The sequence below is a fragment of the Gordonia sp. WA4-43 genome (assembly GCF_020520305.1).
Taxonomy (GTDB): domain Bacteria; phylum Actinomycetota; class Actinomycetes; order Mycobacteriales; family Mycobacteriaceae; genus Gordonia; species Gordonia hongkongensis.
The window spans coordinates 4,588,860-4,610,417 of sequence record NZ_CP084736.1 but is presented as its reverse complement, the minus strand read 5'-3'; the positions used below and the strand labels follow the sequence as shown (position 1 = coordinate 4,610,417).

Here is a 21,558-nt window from a genome sequence, read left to right as displayed (position 1 = left end):
GAGGCGGTGACTCGGCTCTCAGCCGACGGCCCCGACGTCGAACTTCTCCCCCGTGAGCCGCTCCGATTCCTCCCAGAGCGCGGTCCGGAACTCGACGTCGTCGGCGGCCTTCTTGTAACCGCTGCGTCCGGGGGCGCCGCGCATCCCGAAGAACTGCGTCGGCCCGTAGAACGTCCCGGATTTCGCATCCGGCAGGGTCGCCGCGTACAGCTGGGGCAGCGCCCCGTCGGCCGCCGGCTGGGCGATCGGCAGCTTGTTGCCCAGCTTCGCGAAGAAGTCGAAGAAGTTCTCGCTTCTGCCCTGCAATTCCGTTGAGGCGTAACCCGGATGGGCGATCAACGACTTCTTCGACGACCCGGCCGCCGCCAGCCGTGCGGCGAGCTCCTTGCCGAACATCAGGTTGGCCATCTTGGAGTCGCCGTAGGCCCGCCAGCGCCGGTAGCGGCGCTGTTCCCAGTTCAGGTCGTCGAGTTGGATGTCGCCGATCTGGTGCATCGTCGACGACACGGTGACCACCCGTTCGGTGATCTTCGGCAGCAGCAGCGCCGTGAGAGCGAAATGCCCGAGATGATTGGTGCCGATCTACATCTCGAAACCGTCGGTGGTGCGTCGAAACGGGACCGCCATCAGTCCCGCGTTGTTGATCAGCACGTCGGCGCCGGTCACCCCGGCGGCGAAGGCTCGCACGGATTCGAGGTCGGCGAGGTCCAGTTTGGCGACGGTCGCCTTCGGCCCCAGCTCCGACGCCACGGCATCGGCCTTGGCGGTGTTCCGGCACGCCAGCACCACCTCGGCACCGGCGCGGACGAGCACCTTCGCGGTCTGATACCCGAGACCGCTGTTGGCGCCGGTCACCACGAACGTCCGGCCCGTCTGGTCCGTCACGTCCGCTGTCGTCCAACCACTCATCGCGACCCCCTGGGATGCGTTGTCTCGCCCGGCACCGACGCCGGGCTCGTGCGACCCACGCTATTGACACACCCGGAAGGCGTCAACGAGTCACCCGCCGAAGAATGTGGTCAGCCGCAACGGGTTGGCGCCGACGATGCGACGCGCGGGCCGTAGCAATTCCGCGATGAGGTTGGTCGACGTCCCCAACCGCTCGACGAGTTCGATCGGCGCATGGAAGGCGGTGGGCTCGGAACGCCCGCGCATGATCCGCGTGCCGAGCAGCTTCCACTCCTGCGCTTCCTCGCCGGCGGCGTCGATGGCCGCGCCGCTGGCCAGAGCCGGGATGCGTCCGGTCTTGGCCATGTCGGACAGCCGAGCGCACTCGTTGACCGGGTCGCCGATGACGGTGTACTCGTAGCGTCGTTCGGCGCCGATGTTGCCGGCGAACGCCTCCCCGTAGGAAACGCCGATCCCCCAACGGATGTCGAGGCTGCTGGCGAGCCGGTCCGCGAGGTCGCGGGCGGCGCCGAGCGCGGCGCCCGCGGGGTCGTCGATCTCGACGGGCGCGCCGAAGACGGCGAGCGCGGCGTCGCCCTCGAATTTGTTGACGAAGCCCGAATGTTGATCGACGACGTCGGCGACGATGCTGAAGAAGGCATTGAGCAGGGCGGCGGTGTCGTCCGGACTACGCTGCTGCGCCAGCCCCGTCGATCCGACGATGTCGACGAACAGGACGCCGACGCGGGTGTTGGTGCCGTGCATGCCGACACCGTCGGAGATCGCGAGCTCGGCCACGGTGTCGCCGACGTGTCGCGCGAATATCTCACGCATGCGGTCCCGTTCGGCGAGACCCTCGACCATCCTGTTGAAACCGTGTTGCAGCACACCGAGTTCCGAGGAGTCGTACACGGGCACGCGAGCCTTGTAGTCGCCGTGGTCCACGCGGTGCACCGCCCGGCGCATCTCCGTCAGCGGATCGGTGATCGCCTGCCCCACAAGCGCGATGACACGGGCTCCGGATGCGAGGCCCACCAGGCAGAGGATCACGGTCGTCCAGTCGACCGCGCCGTAGACATCGGGCAGCAGACCGGTCCAGCGCCCCGCGTTGACCGTCAACAAACCGACCATCGGCACCGCCGAGCTCACCGCCCACACGGCCAGCATCCGCACGCGCACACCGTTCATGACGTGGTTCGTGGGGAAGTCCTCGAGGACGACGACGGCCAGGGGGCGGGCGGCGCGTTCGGCGAACAGATAGGTGAGACAGGCACTCGACATACCGGCCAGCGCGAAGGCCACGGCGACGCCCGCCACGGTCGCGGTCGTGAGCTCTTCGGCGATGAACACGTAGAACAGCGCCGCCGCGCTCCAGGAGACGACCGTGACTCCGAGCTGCACGATCGGTATCCGCTGTACGGCGCGTCGACGGGCATGGTCGGCGGGTTGACAGCTGATGAACCAGCGCAGCTGGGGCCGGACCGCCAGCATCCCCAACAGCAGATTCGTGAGGATGCCGACGATGATCGCACCCACGACCACGGGAAAATTCGGCGCGCCCAGCGTCTCGTCGAAGGTGAGTTGGCCGCCGTTGAAGGCGAGTTGGACGAGCAAGAAGGTCTCGACGCCGATCACTGTATTGCTGGCGATCACGGCGGTCATCGCGGTGACGGTGGCGTGCAGGGCGATCTTGCTGCGCATGGGCGGGCCGATCCGGGCCCATCCCCGGGGGCTCGGAACCGTCGAGGTGCCCCACAAGAAACCCGCGGTGCGTCGGCGCAGACGTGTCCACGGCACACCACGACGGGTCCGGCGTGGTCGTCCCATCGGCTTCTCCTGCCTGACGGCGTTCCCCGAAGCCTACCCAAGGGAGAGCCGACCATCCCGCTGGTTGAGCCGCCACGCGGACGCGAAGCGGCCACACGGCCATCCCCCGCGGGTTGAGCCGCCACGCGGACGCGAAGCGGCCACGCGGCCATCCCCCGCTGGTTGAGCCGCCACGCGGACGCGAAGCGGCCACGCGGCCATCCCCCGCTGGTTGAGCCGCCACGCGGACGCGAAGCGGCCACGCGGCGTGTCGAAACCACAAATGGACCGGCACCTCACGGTGCCGGTCCATCGGGGATCGTGCGGATCAGGCCTGCAGGGCCTCGATCTCGAGCGTGATGGTGATCTTGTCGCCGACGACGACGCCACCACCCTCGAGCGGCATCTCGATGTCGATGCCGAAGTCCTTGCGGTTGATGACGACCTTCGCCTCGAAGCCGGCGACGGCGCCCTGGCCCATGCCGGGGTTGGTGCCCTCGAACTCGAGCTCGAGCGTGACGGGCTTGGTGACGCCCTTGAGGGTGAAGTCGCCGTCGAGGAGGTAGTCGTCGCCGTTCTGGCGGACGCCGGTGGAGACGAAGGTGGCCTTCGGGTACTTCTCGGCGTCGAAGAAGTCAGCGGACTTGATGTGGCCGTCGCGCTGCTCGTTGCGGGTGTTGATGGAGGTGACGTCGATCTCGGCCTGGACGGCGGGGGTGCCGTTCTCGTCGACGGTGATGGTGCCGGAGAAGGTGTCGAAGCTGCCGCGGACCTTGCTGACCATGAGGTGCTTCACGGAGAAGTTCACCGCGGAGTGCACGGTGTCGATGGTCCAGGTGCCGGCGGGGATGGGTGCCTTGACGGTGGTGGCGGAGGTCATGTCGTGGTCCTTCCAGAAATTTTCGGTTCGGGTCTCGATCGATGGCTGGTGGGCCTTCGCGACCCATCACCAGACACTAACCGGACCGCGGTCCGATTTCATCCCCACCGGCGTTGTGATCTACATCACCGACGAACCATCAGTGCTCCGATCGCGGCGATGGCGATTCCACGCGGCGCCTCGTAGATGAATCCCGAGATCCCGGCGACCGCGGGAATCGGCAGCATGAAACCGACCATGCCGACGACGGTGAGGATGCCGATCCAGAGCGGGACCGCCCGGTTGCGGATGAGGCTGGCGCCGAACATCCCCATACCGACCAGCATCACGAGCCCGCCGACCGTGTTGAGTAGCTCGAACGCGGTGGTGCCCAGCATCGAGTCGTCGGCGGCGATGAGCGCGGCCTTGTCCGGGTCATGCGCGAACGGGTACGCGACGAACAGCTCGACGATGAGGTGCCCGGTCGCGGTGACGAGATTGCCGACCGCGTAGGCGACGAGGCCGATCAGCCCGGCGATCCCGATCCGGGGTGCCAGCCACGCGTACATCCCGGGCAGGCCGAGCAGTAGCAGCGTCGTGCCGACGGCGAGCAGGATCTGCGCCCACGGTGAGCCCACCGCTTGCAGCGCCTCCACGGAGTGGGCCTCGCCGTCGACGATGGGATGCAACGTCCCGCCGGCGATGCAGGCGACTCCGCCGAGGGTCAGGGCCCCGCCGCTGAGATGGCGTAGGACCGGCCAGCTCGGGCTGCGGAACGGGCCGGGTGTGTCGCCATCCGACGCGTCGTGGTTCTGGTTCTGGGTGTGTGCAGTGGTTGTCATGACGGCAACGCTGACAACCCGCGCTGGTGTTAGCCTTGTGCGCGACTGGTGCGACCCGACGAACGGCGCGTGAGTTGGCTTCTGAACCACATCTGGCGATCCGGGTCCTGGGTCCACTGTCGGTCACGGCTGCCGACGGGTCGCCGATCCCGATGACAGCCCGCAAGCACGCCGAGTTGCTTGCCATCCTCGCCGCGGAACGGACCGCGTGCTCGCCTGAGCGGGTGACCGAGCTCCTGTGGCGTGGTCGTCCACCGGCGTCGGCGGCGAGCACACTGCACGGATACGTGTCCCGGCTTCGACGCTCGCTCGCCCCGACCGGCGTCGTCCGCATCGACACCGTCCCCGCGGGATACCTACTGCACTGCGACGGCGCAGTCACCGACCTCGATCTGCTGGACCAGTTCGGCCAGGAGGGATTGCAGCTCGTCCGGTCCGACCCCCGGGCCGGCGCAGAGGTGTTGTGCCGAGCGCTCGAACTATGGCGGGGCGAACCGCTTCCGGAGATCGCCGACATCGCCGACATCGCACCCGAACTCGTCCGGCTCGCGGAGATACGTGCCGAGTTCACCGAGACCGCAGCCGACGCGCTGCGCACGGTCGGCGAGTACCGTCGCTCGGTCGCGTTGCTGACGCCGCTGTGTCAACGGGACCCCTACCGCGAGGGCGCCGCGCGGACCCTTGCTCGTGCGCTGCACGACGACGGACGCACGGTCGACGCCCTCGGCGTACTGCGCCGACTCCGGCAGGCCCTCCGTGACGACCTGGGTCTCGATCCGCATCCCGACACGGTCGCGCTGGAAGACGACCTGCTCGACCCGTCTCCCGCGGTCTCGCCGCTCTCCGCCACCTCCGCCACGCCGCAGCCGGTACGCGAACTCATCGGCCGAGTCGCCGAACACGCAGTGCTCGAACAGGTCTGGCAAACCGGCGCGGACCGTCCCGCGGGTGTGGTCCTCCTCGGCCCGTCGGGCATTGGGAAGACCGCGCTGGTCGAGCACCTCATCGCACGGCACAATGCCGCGGCCCGCCGTTTCATCGGCCGACCCGGCCCGCCCGGACCGACGTTCGGCGGCCTCGAGGAACTCTTCGGCGAGTCCCCGGTCTCCGTACCGACGACGCGAATCGTCGCCGACCTCACCGCCCGCATCTGGTCCGACGTCGCCGAGCACGGGCGATCGGTGTTACTCGTCGACGACGCCCAGTGGCTCGACGCCGACTCGGCTCTTGTGCTGGGACGCGTGCTTGCAGGTATCGGACAGGCACCGATGACGGTCCTGGTCACCTGCCGCGACCCCGACGCCGAGCCCGTCGAGATCCTCCGGTCGACACTGAACCGGCACGGGCCGGTCGCCGAGGTGCGTCTGACCGAACTCGGCTCCGACGACATGCGCGCGTTGATCGTTCGGCGTCTCGAGCAGCTCGGCGACACGGGCCGGGTCGACGCGGACGCGCTGGTCGCGCAGTCATTCGGCAATCCTGGTGTGGCGCAACAACTGTGCGCCATCGCCTGGACCGGGGCGCCGCCGGAACGGGACCATCCGGCCCGATCGATGTACTCGACGCGGTTCGGCGATCTCTCCCCTGGCGCCCGTGCGCTCGTCACGGCCGTGACGATCGCAGGCGGCGATCTCCCCGACGATGTGTTCACCGAGGTGGCCCGCACCCTCGGTCAGGGCGTGGCCGACGAGGCAGTGCGCAGCGGGCTCACCAGCCCCCTGAGGAGCGAGCTTGCGAGCATCACCACCAGCCCCCTGAGGAGCGAGCTTGCGAGCGTCACGAAGGGGCTCGCCGACCACCTCTCGCGCGAGCAACGGATCGAGGCGCACGCGCGGCTCGCCGCTGCGTTCGAAGCGGTGCGTCCCGACGATCTCGAGTCACTGGCCGTGCACCGCGTCGAGTGCGCCGTCGACGAGGACTCGACCGCCGTCGCCGCTCGCACATGCATCGGGGCGGCCCACCGCGCACTCTCGGCTACGGCCGATCATCGCGCGCTCGACCTGGCACGACGAGGGCTCGGTCTGCCCGGACTCGACTCCCACTCGACCGTCGAATTGCGCCGGATCGCCGGCACCGCCGCGCTGCGCATCGGGGAGTTCGATTCGGCTGCGGACTCTTTCGAATCGGCGGCGACGGTGAGTCGGCTGACGCGGGATTGGCCCGCGCTCGCCGAGACCGCACTGCTGTCGGCACCGAACGGGGTCGCGGGCTACTGGTCCGGTTACGGCGTCGTCCAGACCGACCATGCCGCTCTCGCCCGCGAGGCACTGACGCACGGCGAGGCCTTGGACCCCGAAGTGGTTGCGCGCCTTCACGCATCGGAGGCAGCCCGGTTGACCGTCCTCGGCTTGCCGGGCGCCGACGACCATCTCGGTGCCGCACGTGTCGTCCACGACAGCGGTGCCGTGGATTTCGAGATCGACCTCGCCGAGTTCCTCGTCCGGTGGGTTCCCGACCGTCTGGCGGATCGACGCAAGATCGCCCGGGAGCTGTATGAACTGTCGGCCGGCGACCTCCACAGACGCGCCACCGCGCTGCATCTGCAACGTGTCTGCGCGTTGGAGGCGGCTGATCTGCGTCTGGCGCGACGCCTGTCCACCGAGTTCACCCGGCTCGCCGGACGTATCGGCGGTACCGATGTGGAGACGATGCAGTTGTGGTGGCAGGTGATGATCGCGCTGTTACGTGGCGACTACGACACCAGCACGGCACTGACCGAGAGGTTCGCTGCGACGGTCGGCGGGCTGTCCGACCGTGCACGACTTCTCGCCGAGTCGTCGATGGCGACCAGCGCGTCGATCGCCGCGTGGCACCGCGGCGAGCTCGCCTCGGCGTTGCCGCCGTTCGATGCGCTCGCGGAAGAGGTGGACGAGGATTTCGCCCTGGTGATCGCACTGGGCGCCGCCGAGAGCGGCGACCTCGACCGTGCCCTCGAACTCGCGACGGAGCTGACCGCGGACGTCGACCAGTGGGCCGGTTCGCGCGTGGTGGCGCGCGTTCCACTGCTCATCGAGACGCTCTACGCGGTGTCTCGCGATTCCCGTCACCGCGACGCCGCTGGTGAGATCTGCCGCCGCATCGAGCCGTTCACCGCCGACTGGTCGTCGGGCCTGGTGGTGCAATGGCCCGGACTCGTGTGTCTGGGACCCGCGACGCTGTACCGCGGAACCGCGCGCGAGGTCGTCGGGCTGGATGGAACCGCCGACCTGCAGGATGCCGTCCGGGTGGCCCGCGACACGGGAGCCCGGCCCTACGTGCGTCGGGCCGAGCAGCGACTCGTCGCCGGCTGAGTGGCTATTTCCAGGCGAAGACCGGCTGCTCGAAGCCGTCGACCCGTGTCTGCCGGTTCCGCAGGACCACCTCGGCGAACTGGTAGATCACCGCGGCTGTCGGGGCGTGGACGAGGGAGCCGACGATGGGCAACTGGATGACCGGGAGATCCGACTGCGGGATCGTGAGGAACCGCGGTTCGACGAGAAGTTCCTCGAAGGTGACGAAGAACAGCAGCGCCACCTCGTCGGGGTTGGGCGTCGGCTCCTGGTATTCCTCGGCCCAGCAGACGATCGGGGTGATCACGAAACCCGAGCGCGTCGGATAGTCGTCGAGCGCCCCGAGCACCGAGCTCGGCGGCAGCTGGATGCCGAGTTCCTCGTCGAGTTCGCGCAGGCCGGCCGTGATGTAGTCCTCGCCGGGGTCGAGCCGGCCACCGGGGAGTGCGAACTGGGCGGCGTGGCGTCGCATCGTCGTGGGACGCTTGCACAGCCAGATCCCCTGACGGCCGTCCTTCTCCGCTACCGCGAGGACGACCGAGGCGGCCCGTGCGCCCGGGACGTCCGCGGTCCGCCGGTCGAAGCCCTCGACACGCGCGGCAGCCACAGTCCGATCGAGATGAGTCACACCCTCAGTTGATCACGACTGCCGTCCGACGCGACGGACGCCTGCGCGAGGTGGTAACTCACGATGCTGAGGGCGAACAAGCCCAGGGCGAGGTTGAACAGGGCACCGAAGCCCTCGAGCGCGAAGTCGACGAGAGCGTTCGACAGCATGAACACCAGGGCGGCGATACGGAGCCCTCGTAGCGGCCCGGCCGGCTCCACACCGCGCCGGCGCGCGACCATCGCCGGAAGCGCCAGGGCGAGTGTCGCGATCCCGCTGATCAACAGAATCCAGGTGGCGGGCGTGCTGCCGGTGAGTTCGATGTAGATGTCGAGTTCTTCGCTGCGGTCTCCGGAGAAGTAGAAGCTCAGCACGCCGACGATGACGGTCAGTGCGGACGCGATGACCAACCCCCACCCGACGACCGGAATCCATCGGGGACTGCGGAAGAAGTCCGGGATCAGGGCGACCGCCCGGTCGCGGAGTCGCATCAACCGGTCCGGCGTACCCTCGCTGGATTCGAGGAGCGCTCGGATGTGACCGATCGTCTCGACGTCGAGCCCCTTGCCCTCGGCCACCACGAGAAACTCTTCGGCCTGGCGTCGACGACGTTCCGGAAGCCCGTGCGCGACACCGTCGGCCGCGATGACCGCCGCATTGGCGAGCGCCTCGGCGCCGGTGGGCCGCTTGACATCCCGAACGACGCGGCTGATCAACAGGATCATCACGACGAGCACGTACATGATCTCCGCCGACGGCCCGTAGAAGTAGTCGTTGGAGCGGGTGACGAACTTGCCGACCTCGTCGAGAAACAACCCGAAACCTATACCGCCCAGCACGATCGCGATGATCCGCGCCGTCGCCCCGAGGAACAACCATCCGGTGATGAGCGCCAGCATCATCAGCGCGCCACCCCACAGCGCGTGCGCGATGTGCAGTGTTCCGCTTCCGACCTGCGGATACCCGGTGAGGTGCAGATACAGGCGCGTGACGATGATCGTCGCGATCGCGAGGATCAAGAACCATTCGACGGCGGCGGTGCCGTACACGCTGCGGACGACCACCCTGGTCGTGCGAGTTCTCATCGAATGAGTATGGCCGGTCCGACGAACGGAAGCGGCACGATTGCGCCGTTGCAGCAGGTTGAGCCGGCACCCCTCCGCTGGTTGAGCCGGCCCCGAGCCGCCAGGCGAGTCGCCCACCCCCGCTGGTTGAGCCGGCAACGAGCCGCTAGGCGAGTCGCCGTGTCGAAGCCACCTGGCGACCACCCCTCCCCCCGCTGGTCGAGCCGGCCGCCCCCCCCGCTGGTTGAGCCGGCAACGAGCCGCTAGGCGAGTCGCCGTGTCGAAACCACCTGGCCACCCGAGGAACTCAGCCATCGGCGAACTCGGACGGCACCATATCGCTACTCGCAGAGTCCATTTCGTCTACGACGATGATGCGCCGTGGAGACTCATCCGGAATTGTCGGTGGTCGGGTTTAGATTGGTCTGTAACAGAACACGCCCCGGTCACCGGGGCGACGAAACAGGCGTCGGGGGGCGTTGTGAAGGCGTGGACCGATCTACCGGGCGAGTACATCGCCGGGTCGATCCTGCCCACGCCGCCGAGACCGACATGGTGATGTTGATGGCCGGTCTCGACGCCACCCGACGAGGCGAGTCCTATCTGGCCTGGCACCGCTATCAGACGATCGCGGTGATGACCGACCGCCTGATCACCACCAGCGCGTCGGGGTTCGTGATGGACGGCCACGCTGACTGCGCCGCCCGCATCGCCCGCCAAGCCGGGGTGTCGCGACGCCGCGCCGAAACCCTGATCGACGAGGCCGTCGCACTACGTGACCGGCTCCCCGAGGTTGCCGACACCCTGCGCGACGGGATTCTGTCGCAAGGGCAGATCCGGTTGGTCATCTCCCGCACCGAACTGATCCCCACCGACGACCCCATCACGCCCGCGTTGGATGCCTAGATCGCCGATACTGTGCGCCCGCAAGGGTGTGTGGGACCGGGCGCGCCTGCGGGACATGGTCGACCGCCTCGTCTTCCGCCACGATCCGGACGCGGTACGCCAACGCCGCAAAGACGCGATGGATCAGCGTGGGGTGTGGACCCACGAACTGCCCGACGGCACCGCCGAACTCACCTCCGTCATGTCGGCGGAGAACGTCCCAGTCACCTCCTCAAAACCACGGGGACTGGGTCGATGTGCAATACGCGACGAAGACGGACACCTGGTCACCGAATACGAGACCCCCGAAGGAGTCACCCTGCCCGGGGACGCCGAAACGCTGGAAGACACTTTCCGCAACAAGCAAGCCCGCGAAGATCTCGACCGCCTCGACCCACCACCCTTCTGAAGACACGTCGTTCCCCTGAACGGGTGAAAACCGGTCGGTAAGTTGCTGTAGCGTCGCGCGGCCATGGACACTTGACCGGATTTCATGATTCTTGAAACCAAATCAAGCATGCCGATGGCCGGTGGCCAGCTTGGCGGACTGCCAGTGGGGGCGAAACACATGAACGGTTTTCGACGGACGCTGCGCGCGTCCACAGTGGGTTGTGCGCTGTGCCTCGGCATGGTCGTCCCGATGGCCCTGCCCGCGACCGCTGCGGCCGCACCGGCCCTTTCGGCCGAGACGCTCGACACCATCGACGAGCTGAACGACGACGGTGTGTTCCGCCCAGCAGAACCCGACGACGGGCTCGGTCCTGACTGGTTATCGACGACGTTCCCCCATGTCAACGGTGACACAATCGTGGTGGTGACCCCAGGAACCGACGACGGCTCCATGTATCCGCGCATCAGGGGCCTTCGTGCGGGTCGTCAGACGCTGGTCATCGACTATCCAGAAGCACTCGGCCCGTTGATCTCCGGCCGGTCCGGCGCAATCCTGCCGTTCTTCGCCCCAAGTTACGACGCCTCTCGGGACGTCGCCGTCGACAACAATCTCAAAGTAATGCGGGCGTTTGCACAGCAGACCGACGGGCCGCCTTACATCGTCTACACCGGCTACTCGCAGGGAGCTGAAGCTCTGGGCAATGCTGCGGAGGTCGCTGTCGGTCAGCCCAACGGGATCGACGTCGACAACTCGATGATCCTGCTCATCTCCGACCCGCGGAGCCCGTGGGGCCTGAAGGCGTGGGCCGACAACAACGTCGCCGGTTCCGTGTTCGAGCTGTTCGGCGCCGAGAGCAACGGAGCCCGCGATCCCGGTGCCACCGGCGACGATCTCCCCGTGGTGTCCGTCATCGTGGTCGGCGATCCGGTTGCCAACTTCCAGTGGCGAACGCTCAGGCCGGTGAGTTCGCTGCTCGTGAACGCGGCGGGATTCATCGCGATCCATTCGGGCCTGGGCGAAGAGAATTACGGCAATCTCATCGACTACACCACAGCGCCGACGACGATGAAAAGCCGCGACGGCAATACGACTTACGTCGTCTATCAGCCGAAACACCACCCGCTCACGCTGGTCGCGATGATCCTCAACGATGCGGTGGGCATCAAACCGAGCGAGGCCGATCTCGAGCGATGGGACGCGGTCAACAACGCTTTCTACCCGCTGGTGACGCCGACCGAGTCGAACGCCGCGGTGCCGGTCGAGTCGTCGTCTGAGGACGACCTACCAACCGTCGCCCGTCTTGTGGACTCTGCCGACTCCGAAGATCCGCCAACCGAATCGCCGGCGCCGGCGCCCACTGTTGGCGCTGACGTCCCGGCCTCTGACGCCGAAGTCTTGTCAGGCGGTCGTCATCGCGCGCCTGAGACTGCCGACGCTGACACGCCAACCCCCGAGGCGACCCCATCAGAGGGCGGCCGGCATCGCCTCACGGGCAGCGGGCGGCACGCAGCCGACACCGATGCCGCTGACACCGATTCTGCCGACGGCGCTTCCACCGACACGTCCACATCCGAGGAGGACTCGTCAGACGTGTCGAACACGGAGACCGAGAGCAATTCGTCGTCCGACTCGGGCGACGGCGAGTCCACCGCAGCAGCCTGACAGCCGACACCCACCGCGCAACGCAGCGTTCGGCGTCAACGAAGAGACCACTCTGGCGGTATCGCCGCTCCCCCGCCTCCGGAGGGACCGGCTACGAGACCCGGCGCGGGGCCGAGTCAACTCACCCCCTCGGCCCCGCGGCGGGCTCTATTCGTCGAGCAGAGCCGCGCCCTGCAAAGACCCCATCACCCCTGTTCGATGAGGAACGCTGCCACCGCAAAGGCGATGAGCACCAACGAGATCGCGCACCCGAGCACCACTTGCTTGGCGGTCGACATGGGTGCGTACGGGTCTTTGTACTCGTACCGGTAGGTCGGTGGACTGGAACTCGCGGCGGCAGCATGCCGCGCCGAGCCGTGGCTGGGTTGTTCCGGGAATTGGTCATGTGAGGGCAGACGCGGCGTACCCCCGGTATCGCGTTCACGCGACCATCATGCAAGGTAGATCACGGTTCGCAGCCCGCCGACGGTCGTCTGTTCGGGTGAATCCGTTGTCGCCGTGAGTGATTCGGCCAACACAGCCCGAACCAGCACTGCCCACGACGCCGCATCTGTCGAAACAAAAAAATCCCCAGCAGTCTCAGACTGCTGGGGATCGTTGTGGTGGCCAGAGTCGGGATCGAACCGACGACCTTCCGCTTTTCAGGCGGACGCTCGTACCAACTGAGCTACCTGGCCGGAAGGTACCGGTTGACGATGAACCGAAACCTTTGGCGACCCTGACGGGACTCGAACCCGCGACCTCCGCCGTGACAGGGCGGCGCGCTAACCAACTGCGCCACAGGGCCTTGTTAAATTATCTGCGCGAACCTCGTTACCGAGTGCCGCGCAGGCGTACCCCCTACGGGATTCGAACCCGCGCTACCGCCTTGAAAGGGCGGCGTCCTAGGCCGCTAGACGAAGGGGGCCGGTCGTGTTCTCCGTTGGGAGCTCGCATAGCTTATGACAGGTCTCGCGCAAACCACAAATCGACTGGTCAGACCCGTAAACGGAGCATCGCGGCCAGCTCGACGACACGCACACCGAGGGTCTCGTTCGCACCGTTTGCACACGTTGTAAACTCATCGACGCCCCGGCTTGCCGGGGCCCTGCCCCTATAGCTCAGTTGGTAGAGCTACGGACTTTTAATCCGCAGGTCCCAGGTTCGAGCCCTGGTGGGGGCACCACGAGGGCGACGATGTTCGAGACACGCCTGGCGCCGAATTCCTCCGAACGGACGAAAATCCGGACAGCACAGCCAGTTTCGGTGAAATGCCGTGGATACTCTCCGCGTGATCCGAACCCGTTTGGCGGTTGTTGCCATTCTCGTCAGCGCTCAGCTGCATCGTCGCACCACCGGCATCGGCCGTTCCGAGCGCACCTGAGTACGTCGCCCTGGGCGATTCCCGCGCCGCTGCACCCACCCGCACGTCGGCCCGAGTGCCGGACGGGTCGCTGATCTCGGCCTGCTTCACGCGCACGTTCGGCCAGGACGCCCGGTGTCGCCACGACGGGGTCATGGCACGGCGAATCGACTCCGGCCTGAGCGCAGTCGCACCGAAGATCGGTACGACGTTGGACAAGATCGCCTCCAGCGCCCCCAACGCCCGTGTGGTCCTCGTTGGACACGGCGGCTACTACGGCCGAACAGGTTGCCCCGGCCAGGCCAACATGAGCAACGCCGACGCCGCGTACCTACAGACCTTCTTCCAACGATTCGACACGATCCTCCGAACAGCCGCCGTCACGCGATCGATGACGTTCGTCGACGTCGCCTCCGCTGCCGTCGGGCACGACGCATGCGCCGGAGCAGCACGCTGGTTCGAGGGGAACTTCTCGCAGTCCCAGACCCAACCCCGCCACCCGACCCCGCTAGGCAGCAGGGCATCGCGGGCCTGATTACTACGGCACTCTCACCGTCAGGCCTCTCGTAACGTTCACCGACACGGCTGGGATACTCCTGCCGTGACCCGATTCCGCCTCGCACTCGTCGCCGTTCTCGCCATCGCGATCAGCTGCATGTCGGTACCGTCGGTTCTCGCCGCGCCGGCGGCACCCGCTTACGTCGCCTTGGGAGATTCACGCGCCGCAGCGCCGACGCTGACCTCAGCACAGCATCCCGACGGGTGCGGACGTACTCGAGACGCCTACCCGACGCACCTCGCCTCCCAGCTCCAGATGAGCTACACCTCTGTTGCCTGCGTGAACGCCACCACTGCAGACGTCACGACCCGCCGACAGTCGACATCATTCGGCGCCCGGCCGGTCCAGATCAACGCACTGTCGTGGTCCACGCGACTGGTGACTCTCTCGATCGGCGGCAACGACCTCCGCTGGTGGTCGATCGTCTCCTCCTGCTTCACGCCAAGCTTCGGCCAGGACGCCCGGTGTCGACACGATCGAGCGATGGCCGACCGGATGACCTCGGCCCTCACCGCAGTCGCACCGAAGATCGGCGCAACTCTGAGCACCATCGCCGCCCGCGCGCCCCTCGCTCGCGTGGTCCTCGTCGGTCACGGCGGCTACTACGGCCGAACAGGTTGCCCCGGCCAGGCGAACATCAGCAACGCCGACGCCGTGTACCTCCAGACCTTCTTCAAACGATTCGACGCCATCCTCCGAACCGCTGCCGTCACCCGGTCGACGACCTTCGTCGACGTCGCCTCCGCCGCCGTCGGGCACGACGCATGCGCCGGCGCAACCCGCTGGTTCGAAGGGAACGCCTCGCAGTCCCAGACCCAACCCCGCCACCCGACGCCCCTCGGCAGCCGTGCGATTGCGAATCTGATCGCGCGAGCACTCTGATCCCGCGGCCAGTGTTTCGAACGCGAACCGAATACGGTCGCCGACGCATTGTCGTTCGGAGTGAAGGGGGCGGTACCCCATCCTTGTCGTCCGTCGGACGCCGGCCTTCCGTGATACGCAGGCTCAGGACAATCGGCAATACCGGTGGGACAATTGTGACTACAAAAAGGTGACGGTCTTACTGCGATAGTCGCGATACTGCCGAAACGGTTCGTATAGGCCGGTGGGCTCGGTGTTTGCGCACGAGCAACACAGACAGTGTGCACCGAACCGTGGGCCGGTCAGGCTAACCGTCTGGGTTGCTTCAACCGGACGACGACCCGGGGCACCCGAACATGTGTTAGTGGCGGATGAGCGGCGGCCATCGACCTGGACGTCAGGTGATGCGGCCCCTGCACTTTCGTATGATCGGACGCTATCTAAGCCGATCACTGTATTGACAAAGTGGACGAGTTCAGAGAGAACCAACAATGAGGAGTCCAAACGTGAAGCGCTTGTTCTCAATGACCGCTGCCGCGATCGCCGCTGCGGGTGTGGTTACTTCCATGGGCGTTGGCAGCGCGACTGCAGCCGAAGCAGACATCTTTTCGGTCAGCGCCACCGCGCAGGATGCGATCATCACGCTGACACCGCCGAGCTTGAATGTGTGCAACGCGATGGCTGTTACGTCGGGGACCGTAGCACCCCCGGTAGGAGAACTAGTCTGGACCGGCACCGATCAGCTGCTGTCACATTCGCCGGCACTAGCAGACACTGTGCGGTTCCGAGGCGTAGCTCAAGCATTTCCGCACTACTTCACACCGCGAACGATCACTATCACTCTGCAGCCGGGTACGTACACAATTGCAGGCCAGTGCACGCCCTACGACGACCAGGGAAACTATGCCGGCGATGACACAGTTCACACGGAGACCTTTGTCGTGAAAGCAACCGGCCCTGGCCCGGGAGACCCCGCCGAGGACGACGGGGCGTGGGGAAGTCTTGGCAGCTTGCTGCCAGGCTGATCCTTAGGACTCATCGAAAGGTGCCCCGCTTTCTGCGGGGCGCCTTTCGCAGTCCGCCCGTGGTGGCCTCTGACCGCCGCTTGAAGAGATGTGTGTGCGTGGTTGCGGGATGGACCCGGCAACTTCACCGGCGACCATCAATCACCGCGTCGGGACTCTTTCGCAGTTAGTTTCGATCGCCCGCGACGACAACCTCGTACGCAGAATCCATATCGTCACCCCGCTCGACCGCGAGCCGTTGCGGACACGACCCAGCGAACTGCGCTCACCCGCGACGAAACACATCGGTTCGAGTGGCCGCAGCGGCCAGCCCTCCCGACCATGCTCACGTCAGCTCATGGCGCGATGGGGATTGCGAGTGTTGTAGGCACCCGCTGTCCACATCACAAATTGCTTCGAGTCAGCAAGGCGCATCGCGGTGTACCCGTCTGGGGCAGGGGTTATCGGCAGCGCCCGTGCCGATGCCACCTGCCGTCCGACACGGCGTCGATGCTGCGACCGCTGGACGGACATCAGGCCCCCTCGATCAGCTCGGTTCCGTGCTCTGACCCGTCCGCACCGAGTTTCCCCAAACCGCAGTTTACGACGGTCCGAAGAGCCTCAAACAGTGAAACCCGCTCGGGCGCCATCAGGGCTCGGGCGGCGTAACCGCGGTCAAAGTCTGTTTGTGACCTGAAGGCCTCCGCTCTAGTAAGGCGGCCACCCACTACCAAAACTGTTCGCATCCCGCGTGTTGGTCAGGCACCGGTCGGCAAGCCCGGCAACTCAACCTCCCACCTTGCTTCGGCCGACGGTCGGGACATCGCGTTGCGCCCCCAGACACGCCGCCGGGATGCAAATCTGTGCCAATCCATCGACGTGTTGACCGTGTTCCGACGTAGCCGATGCCGTGGAATTCTCCAGTCCTGAGCCCCACCGACGCCCCTTTCTCGGTGCGGTTCGTGAGCATTTAATTCGTATCCACAGCATCCCGAAAAATTGATCCACAAACTCAGACAGTCAATAGACAACCGCGGTTCATCAACCTGGCGTTGTCAACTCGAAACACGGAAATGATCATGGCGACACGTCGCGTTGCGCACCGTCGCGCACATCGGAGGCCGAACAAGTCGTCATATGCCCAGCTCAGGGGCGCTTAGTTCGGGCGCAACGGATGCGCCGCAGTCGTTGTCAAGACCACATTCGCGTTTCGAGACAGTCGACAAGAATCACGTGACAAAGGTTTCCGGGCAGATCTGGCCAAGAGTTATGAATCGTCCTGACGCCGAGCATTGAGTCATTCGTCCCACTTCCCGGCCTTTCTCGACAATGCGGCGCCATGGACCGAAACAACGTCGAAAAGAAACCGTGTGAATGGCGCGGAATGCGTTGTAGTGTTCCGATCTGCCAAGGCAATGGGCCGCTCGAATACGCCGGCCGTTCGCCTGTTGTTTCACTCAGGGGGAGTACATGAGCGTTCCCATCGACCGGGTCACGCGTGCCTTCATCGGCACGGAGCGTGCTCCTGGCGCGACGCCGACGACACCGCACCGATGGCTGGTCCCGTACGCGCGCCACGTCGCCTGGACCGACCTGGCACTTATCTCGATCGCCGTCCTGGCGGGCCAATTCCTGCGGTTCGGCGCCGACCCGTTCCGGCCGATCGGACGCGACGGTATCCTTGCACTCCTGGTCACCGTCACACTCATCGTGGGGTGGCAGGCAGCGCTGCGCGTCACCCAGTCCGGTGACCCGCGCATTCTCGGCGCCGGGCCGGTCGAGTATCACCGTGTCCTGAGCGCGTGCTTCGCATGCTTCGGCGTCTGGGCGATCGCCGACGTGGCCTTCGCACTGGGTATTGCCCGCGGTTTCATCGCCATCGCGCTGCCGGCCGGCACTCTGATGCTCGTCGCCGGTCGATGGGGCTGGCGACGACATCTGTTGCTGGGCCGCGAAACCGGACGATACCTCCGATCGGTCCTGGTTGTCGGCTCGCGATCATCCGCCCGGGCACTCATCGAGCGGCTGGACGAGAACCCCGCTCTCGGTTACCGGGTCGTCGGGGTCTGCCTCACCGATGTGCCCGGCGCCGCTGCCACACCGCGGTTCTCCGGACTCGCGACCTACCTCGGGGGCGGCGACGTCCCGGTCTTCGCCGGCCACGACCGCGCTCCCGAACTGGTCCGCACCTGCGGGGCCAACACCGTCGCGGTCACGTCCGCCGACGCTCTCGGACACCGGGCGATGCGCGAACTGTCGTGGGAACTCGAGAACTGCGACGTCGAGATGCTCGTGGCCCCGGGACTGATCGACGTCGCCGGTCCGCGGATCACCGTGCGGCCCGAGGCGGGACTCCCGCTGCTCCACATCGATCGTCCGCGGTACAAGGGTGCCAACCGTTTCCTGAAGCAGACCTTCGACAAGGTCCTGACAGTGGTTGCGCTGGTACTTCTTTCGCCACTGCTCGCCCTGTGCGCACTGGCCGTCAAGCTCGACAGCAGAGGTCCGGTGTTCTACCGCGCCGAACGCATCGGCACCGACAACACCCCGTTCGTCATGTGGAAGTTCCGGTCGATGGTCGTCGACGCCGACACCATGCGTGCCGGTCTCGCCGTCCGCGACGACGGAAACGGGGTCCTGTTCAAGCTCCACACCGATCCGCGGGTCACCCGCGTCGGCCGGATCATTCGGCGCTACAGCCTCGACGAGCTGCCGCAGTTGTTCAACGTGCTGGGCGGGACCATGAGCCTCGTCGGTCCGCGCCCGCCGTTGCGCGAGGAAGTCGAATCCTACGACCTGGTCGTCCGGCGGCGCATGCTCGTCCGGCCGGGCATGACCGGCCTGTGGCAGATCTCCGGACGCAGCGACCTGTCGTGGGAGGACTCGGTGCGTCTCGATCTCTCCTACGTCGAGAACTGGTCGCTGACCTCGGATCTCGCCATTCTCTGGCGCACCGCGAGTGCGGTCCTGTCCCGCCGGGGCGCCTATTGACCGCCGCGTCCGACCACCCTCCGCCCCACCACCACGGATCGACACCATTCGAAGGAAGCATCATGAAAAAGGCCCTGATCACCGGGATCACCGGGCAGGACGGCTCCTATCTCGCCGAGCTGCTCCTGTCCAAAGGCTATGAGGTACACGGACTGATCCGACGCTCGTCGTCGTTCAACACCGCCCGGATCGATCACCTCTATCAGGACCCGCACGACCCGTTCGCCCGTCTCTTCTTGCACTACGGCGATCTCAGCGACGGCGCGCGACTGGTGACCCTGTTGGCGTCGATCAACCCGGACGAGGTCTACAACCTGGCCGCGCAGTCACACGTCCGCGTCAGCTTCGACGAGCCCGAGCACACCGGTGACACCACCGGCATCGGCTCGGTTCGACTGCTGGAGGCGGTGCGCCAGGCCGGCATCCGCTGCCGGTTCTACCAGGCGTCCAGCTCGGAGATGTTCGGCGCCTCTCCCCCGCCGCAGAACGAGGACACCCTGTTCTACCCGCGCTCGCCGTACGGCGCGGCCAAGGTCTACTCCTACTGGGTCACCCGCAACTACCGCGAGGCCTACGGCCTGTTCGCGGTCAACGGCATCTGGTTCAACCACGAATCGCCTCGTCGTGGAGAGACATTCGTGACGCGCAAGATCACCCGCGCCGTCGCCCGGATCAAGGCCGGTGTGCAGAAAGACCTCTACATGGGCAACCTCGACGCGGTGCGCGACTGGGGCTACACACCGGAGTACGTCGAGGGCATGTGGCGGATGCTGCAGGCCGACGAGCCCTCCGACTACGTACTCGCGACGGGCGTTCCGTTCACCGTCCGCGACTTCCTCCAACACGCCTTCGACCACGCCGGCCTCGATTGGCGCGACCATGTCGTCTTCGACGAACGCTACCTGCGTCCCACCGAGGTGGACTCGCTGATCGGCGACGCGTCGAAAGCCGAATTGGACCTGGGGTGGCGAGCCGCGGTCCGCGCGCCGGAGCTCGCCCGGATCATGGTCGACGCCGACATCGCGGCCCTGAAATGCGAAGGCACGGAGTGGATCGACAAGCCCCAACTCGTCGCCTGGAGTCGCGCGTCATGACCGCGACTCCACGAACGAGCTGGTCGCCGGGTCCGCTCGACCCGTCGGTCTCCGTGTACGTCGCGGGCCACCGCGGACTCGCCGGTTCGGCTCTCGTGCGTGCGCTGCGGCGCCGAGGTATCTCCGACATCATCGGGCGGACCAGCCGTCAGCTCGACCTCCGTGACCGGCACAGCGTCTTCGAGTTCTTCGCGCACCACACACCTGACGTCGTGGTCCTGGCCGCTGCCCGCGTCGGCGGGATCGCCGCCAACAACACCTGGCCCGTCGATTTCCTCTCCGAGAATCTGCGCATCCAGGTGAACGTTCTCGACGCGGCGGCCGCGTACGGCGTGGAACGCCTGCTGTTCCTGGGGTCGTCGTGCATCTACCCCAAGTTCGCCCCGCAGCCGATCCGGGAGGGCGCGTTGCTCACCGGCGCCCTGGAACCGACCAATGATGCATACGCGATCGCCAAGATCGCCGGGATCATGCAGGTACAGGCGACGCGCCGCCAGTACGGACTGCCCTGGATCTCCGCGATGCCCACCAACCTGTACGGACCGAACGACAACTTCTCCGGCGAGACGAGTCATCTGCTGCCGGCCATGATCCGACGCTACGAGTCGGCGCGCCGGGGGGCCGCGCCGAGCGTGACCAACTGGGGAAGCGGGACGCCGCGTCGCGAACTCCTTCACGCCGACGACATGGCCGAGGCCTGCCTGTACCTGCTCGAGCATCACGACCACCCGCGCCAAGTGAACATCGGTACCGGCGTGGACCATTCGATCGCGGAGATCGCCGGGATCGTCGCCGACGCCGTCGGTTACGACGGCGCCGTCGAGTGGGACGTCACCAAGCCGGACGGGACACCGCGAAAGCTGCTCGACGTCAGCACGATCCACGAACTGGGTTGGCGGCCGACGATCGGTCTCGAGCGGGGTGTCGCCGAGGTGGTCGAGTGGTACCGGGCGGCGCACCACCCGGAAAATGGCCGGTACTCAGAGGTCGGGGCCGGCGATGTCCGGATCTGAGTCATCGGTGATCGCCGACGACACCACCACCGTCCCGGGCGCGACATCCCGGGAGACCACCGCGGCGGCGCCCACGACGGCGCGTCGGCCGATCGTCACCGGGCCGGTCACCCGCGCACGCAACGCAATCCACGCACCGTCTTCGACGACGAGCTCCCCGTGCGCATCGGCCGGGCATCGCAACACCGCGGCCTGCGACAGCACGACGTTCGCGCCGATCCGGATCGAACCGGAACCGTCCAGCGTCACGCCCTCACCGATCCACGAGTCCTCGCCGATCGCGAGCCGTGCCGGACTGGTCACCCGTACGCGTGGCCGCATCAGCACACCGCGACCGATCTGCGCACCGAACACCCGAAGCGCCGCCAGGCGAAGAGAATTGGGTACGAACACCCATCCGATCGCACGCATCACGAAAGGC

Annotated in this window: 14 protein-coding genes, 4 tRNA genes and 2 pseudogenes; 9 read left to right on the top strand and 11 right to left on the bottom strand. The window is 66.6% G+C overall.

The features are described 5' to 3' along the window. Positions 1 to 18 precede the first annotated feature (18 nt). The 4 genes and pseudogenes from LEL84_RS20835 to LEL84_RS20820 all read right to left on the bottom strand — a co-directional run bounded on the left by LEL84_RS20835 (position 19) and on the right by LEL84_RS20820 (position 4,395). A pseudogene (locus LEL84_RS20835) lies at positions 19 to 909 on the bottom strand (oxidoreductase). Between the two features lie 90 nt (positions 910 to 999). Beyond that, on the bottom strand, positions 1,000 to 2,715 hold the full coding sequence (locus LEL84_RS20830) for an adenylate/guanylate cyclase domain-containing protein (RefSeq protein WP_058253918.1): 1,716 nt from the start codon (positions 2,713 to 2,715) through the stop codon (positions 1,000 to 1,002). A 307-nt stretch (positions 2,716 to 3,022) separates the two neighbouring features. Further along, the gene (locus LEL84_RS20825) at positions 3,023 to 3,574 is read right to left on the bottom strand and encodes a YceI family protein (RefSeq protein WP_065631738.1); all 552 of its coding nucleotides are present in this window, start codon (positions 3,572 to 3,574) and stop codon (positions 3,023 to 3,025) included. Between the two features lie 125 nt (positions 3,575 to 3,699). Next, positions 3,700 to 4,395 carry a hypothetical protein gene (locus LEL84_RS20820; protein ID WP_226512688.1) on the bottom strand — a complete coding sequence of 232 codons (696 nt, stop codon included), beginning with the start codon at positions 4,393 to 4,395 and terminating at the stop codon, positions 3,700 to 3,702. 74 nt (positions 4,396 to 4,469) lie between these two features. Between LEL84_RS20820 and LEL84_RS20815 the strand changes: the two genes are divergently transcribed. Next, on the top strand, positions 4,470 to 7,685 hold the full coding sequence (locus tag LEL84_RS20815) for a BTAD domain-containing putative transcriptional regulator (RefSeq protein WP_226512687.1): 3,216 nt from the start codon (positions 4,470 to 4,472) through the stop codon (positions 7,683 to 7,685). 4 nt (positions 7,686 to 7,689) lie between these two features. Here the strand turns inward: LEL84_RS20815 and LEL84_RS20810 are convergent, their stop codons facing one another. Then, on the bottom strand, positions 7,690 to 8,292 hold the full coding sequence (locus LEL84_RS20810; RefSeq protein WP_226512686.1) for an NUDIX hydrolase: 603 nt from the start codon (positions 8,290 to 8,292) through the stop codon (positions 7,690 to 7,692). Next, positions 8,289 to 9,335 (bottom strand): hypothetical protein, encoded by a 1,047-nt coding sequence (locus LEL84_RS20805; RefSeq protein ID WP_078113514.1) that lies wholly within the window; start codon positions 9,333 to 9,335, stop codon positions 8,289 to 8,291. The genes LEL84_RS20810 and LEL84_RS20805 overlap by 4 nt, the downstream gene beginning before the upstream one ends. 481 nt (positions 9,336 to 9,816) lie before the next feature. Here LEL84_RS20805 and LEL84_RS20800 point away from each other — a divergent pair. Beyond that, positions 9,817 to 10,452: pseudogene (locus LEL84_RS20800) on the top strand (DUF222 domain-containing protein); the annotation flags it as partial. Positions 10,453 to 10,788: 336 nt separating this feature from the next. Continuing rightward, positions 10,789 to 12,273 carry a PE-PPE domain-containing protein gene (locus LEL84_RS20795; protein ID WP_226512685.1) on the top strand — a complete coding sequence of 495 codons (1,485 nt, stop codon included), beginning with the start codon at positions 10,789 to 10,791 and terminating at the stop codon, positions 12,271 to 12,273. Positions 12,274 to 12,873: 600 nt separating this feature from the next. Here LEL84_RS20795 and LEL84_RS20790 read toward each other — a convergent pair. The 3 genes from LEL84_RS20790 to LEL84_RS20780 all read right to left on the bottom strand — a co-directional run bounded on the left by LEL84_RS20790 (position 12,874) and on the right by LEL84_RS20780 (position 13,180). Then, a tRNA-Phe gene (locus LEL84_RS20790) sits at positions 12,874 to 12,950 on the bottom strand. 33 nt (positions 12,951 to 12,983) lie between these two features. Next, positions 12,984 to 13,060: transfer RNA gene (locus tag LEL84_RS20785), tRNA-Asp, on the bottom strand. Positions 13,061 to 13,107: 47 nt separating this feature from the next. Next, a tRNA-Glu gene (locus tag LEL84_RS20780) sits at positions 13,108 to 13,180 on the bottom strand. Between the two features lie 182 nt (positions 13,181 to 13,362). On the opposite strand from LEL84_RS20780, the gene LEL84_RS20775 reads away from it, so the two are divergent. The 3 genes from LEL84_RS20775 to LEL84_RS20765 all read left to right on the top strand — a co-directional run bounded on the left by LEL84_RS20775 (position 13,363) and on the right by LEL84_RS20765 (position 15,056). After that, positions 13,363 to 13,438, top strand: a tRNA-Lys gene (locus tag LEL84_RS20775). Between the two features lie 331 nt (positions 13,439 to 13,769). Further along, entirely contained in the window at positions 13,770 to 14,150 is a 381-nt protein-coding gene (locus LEL84_RS20770; RefSeq protein ID WP_226512684.1) for a hypothetical protein, read from the top strand. A 66-nt stretch (positions 14,151 to 14,216) separates the two neighbouring features. After that, positions 14,217 to 15,056, top strand: a complete 840-nt coding sequence (locus LEL84_RS20765) for an SGNH/GDSL hydrolase family protein (protein WP_159370242.1) — start codon at positions 14,217 to 14,219, stop codon at positions 15,054 to 15,056. Between the two features lie 454 nt (positions 15,057 to 15,510). Here LEL84_RS20765 and LEL84_RS20760 read toward each other — a convergent pair whose 3' ends face one another. Beyond that, the gene (locus LEL84_RS20760) at positions 15,511 to 15,678 is read right to left on the bottom strand and encodes a hypothetical protein (RefSeq protein WP_226512683.1); all 168 of its coding nucleotides are present in this window, start codon (positions 15,676 to 15,678) and stop codon (positions 15,511 to 15,513) included. 1,831 nt (positions 15,679 to 17,509) lie between these two features. On the opposite strand from LEL84_RS20760, the gene LEL84_RS20755 reads away from it, so the two are divergent. From LEL84_RS20755 to LEL84_RS20745, 3 genes are all read left to right on the top strand, one after another. Further along, positions 17,510 to 19,030, top strand: a complete 1,521-nt coding sequence (locus LEL84_RS20755) for a sugar transferase (RefSeq protein ID WP_226512682.1) — start codon at positions 17,510 to 17,512, stop codon at positions 19,028 to 19,030. A 62-nt stretch (positions 19,031 to 19,092) separates the two neighbouring features. Continuing rightward, positions 19,093 to 20,124 (top strand): GDP-mannose 4,6-dehydratase, encoded by a 1,032-nt coding sequence (gmd, locus tag LEL84_RS20750; protein ID WP_226512681.1) that lies wholly within the window; start codon positions 19,093 to 19,095, stop codon positions 20,122 to 20,124. Continuing rightward, the gene (locus tag LEL84_RS20745; RefSeq protein ID WP_226512680.1) at positions 20,121 to 21,137 is read left to right on the top strand and encodes a GDP-L-fucose synthase family protein; all 1,017 of its coding nucleotides are present in this window, start codon (positions 20,121 to 20,123) and stop codon (positions 21,135 to 21,137) included. The genes gmd and LEL84_RS20745 overlap by 4 nt, the downstream gene beginning before the upstream one ends. Here the strand turns inward: LEL84_RS20745 and LEL84_RS20740 are convergent. Next, positions 21,105 to 21,548 (bottom strand): acetyltransferase, encoded by a 444-nt coding sequence (locus tag LEL84_RS20740; RefSeq protein WP_226512679.1) that lies wholly within the window; start codon positions 21,546 to 21,548, stop codon positions 21,105 to 21,107. The two genes, LEL84_RS20745 and LEL84_RS20740, sit on opposite strands and share 33 nt — an antisense overlap. Positions 21,549 to 21,558 lie beyond the last annotated feature (10 nt).

Excerpts from the sequence above, each read along its gene's own strand:
- LEL84_RS20795 (WP_226512685.1), top strand. The coding sequence starts at position 10,789 with ATGAACGGTTTTCGACGGACGCTGCGCGCGTCCACAGTGGGTTGTGCG.
- LEL84_RS20740 (WP_226512679.1), bottom strand. The coding sequence starts at position 21,548 with ATGCGTGCGATCGGATGGGTGTTCGTACCCAATTCTCTTCGCCTGGCG.
- LEL84_RS20755 (WP_226512682.1), top strand. The coding sequence starts at position 17,510 with ATGAGCGTTCCCATCGACCGGGTCACGCGTGCCTTCATCGGCACGGAG.
- LEL84_RS20825 (WP_065631738.1), bottom strand. The coding sequence starts at position 3,574 with ATGACCTCCGCCACCACCGTCAAGGCACCCATCCCCGCCGGCACCTGG.
- LEL84_RS20770 (WP_226512684.1), top strand. The coding sequence starts at position 13,770 with ATGGCACGGCGAATCGACTCCGGCCTGAGCGCAGTCGCACCGAAGATC.
- gmd (WP_226512681.1), top strand. The coding sequence starts at position 19,093 with ATGAAAAAGGCCCTGATCACCGGGATCACCGGGCAGGACGGCTCCTAT.
- LEL84_RS20745 (WP_226512680.1), top strand. The coding sequence starts at position 20,121 with ATGACCGCGACTCCACGAACGAGCTGGTCGCCGGGTCCGCTCGACCCG.
- LEL84_RS20820 (WP_226512688.1), bottom strand. The coding sequence starts at position 4,395 with ATGACAACCACTGCACACACCCAGAACCAGAACCACGACGCGTCGGAT.
- LEL84_RS20830 (WP_058253918.1), bottom strand. The coding sequence starts at position 2,715 with ATGGGACGACCACGCCGGACCCGTCGTGGTGTGCCGTGGACACGTCTG.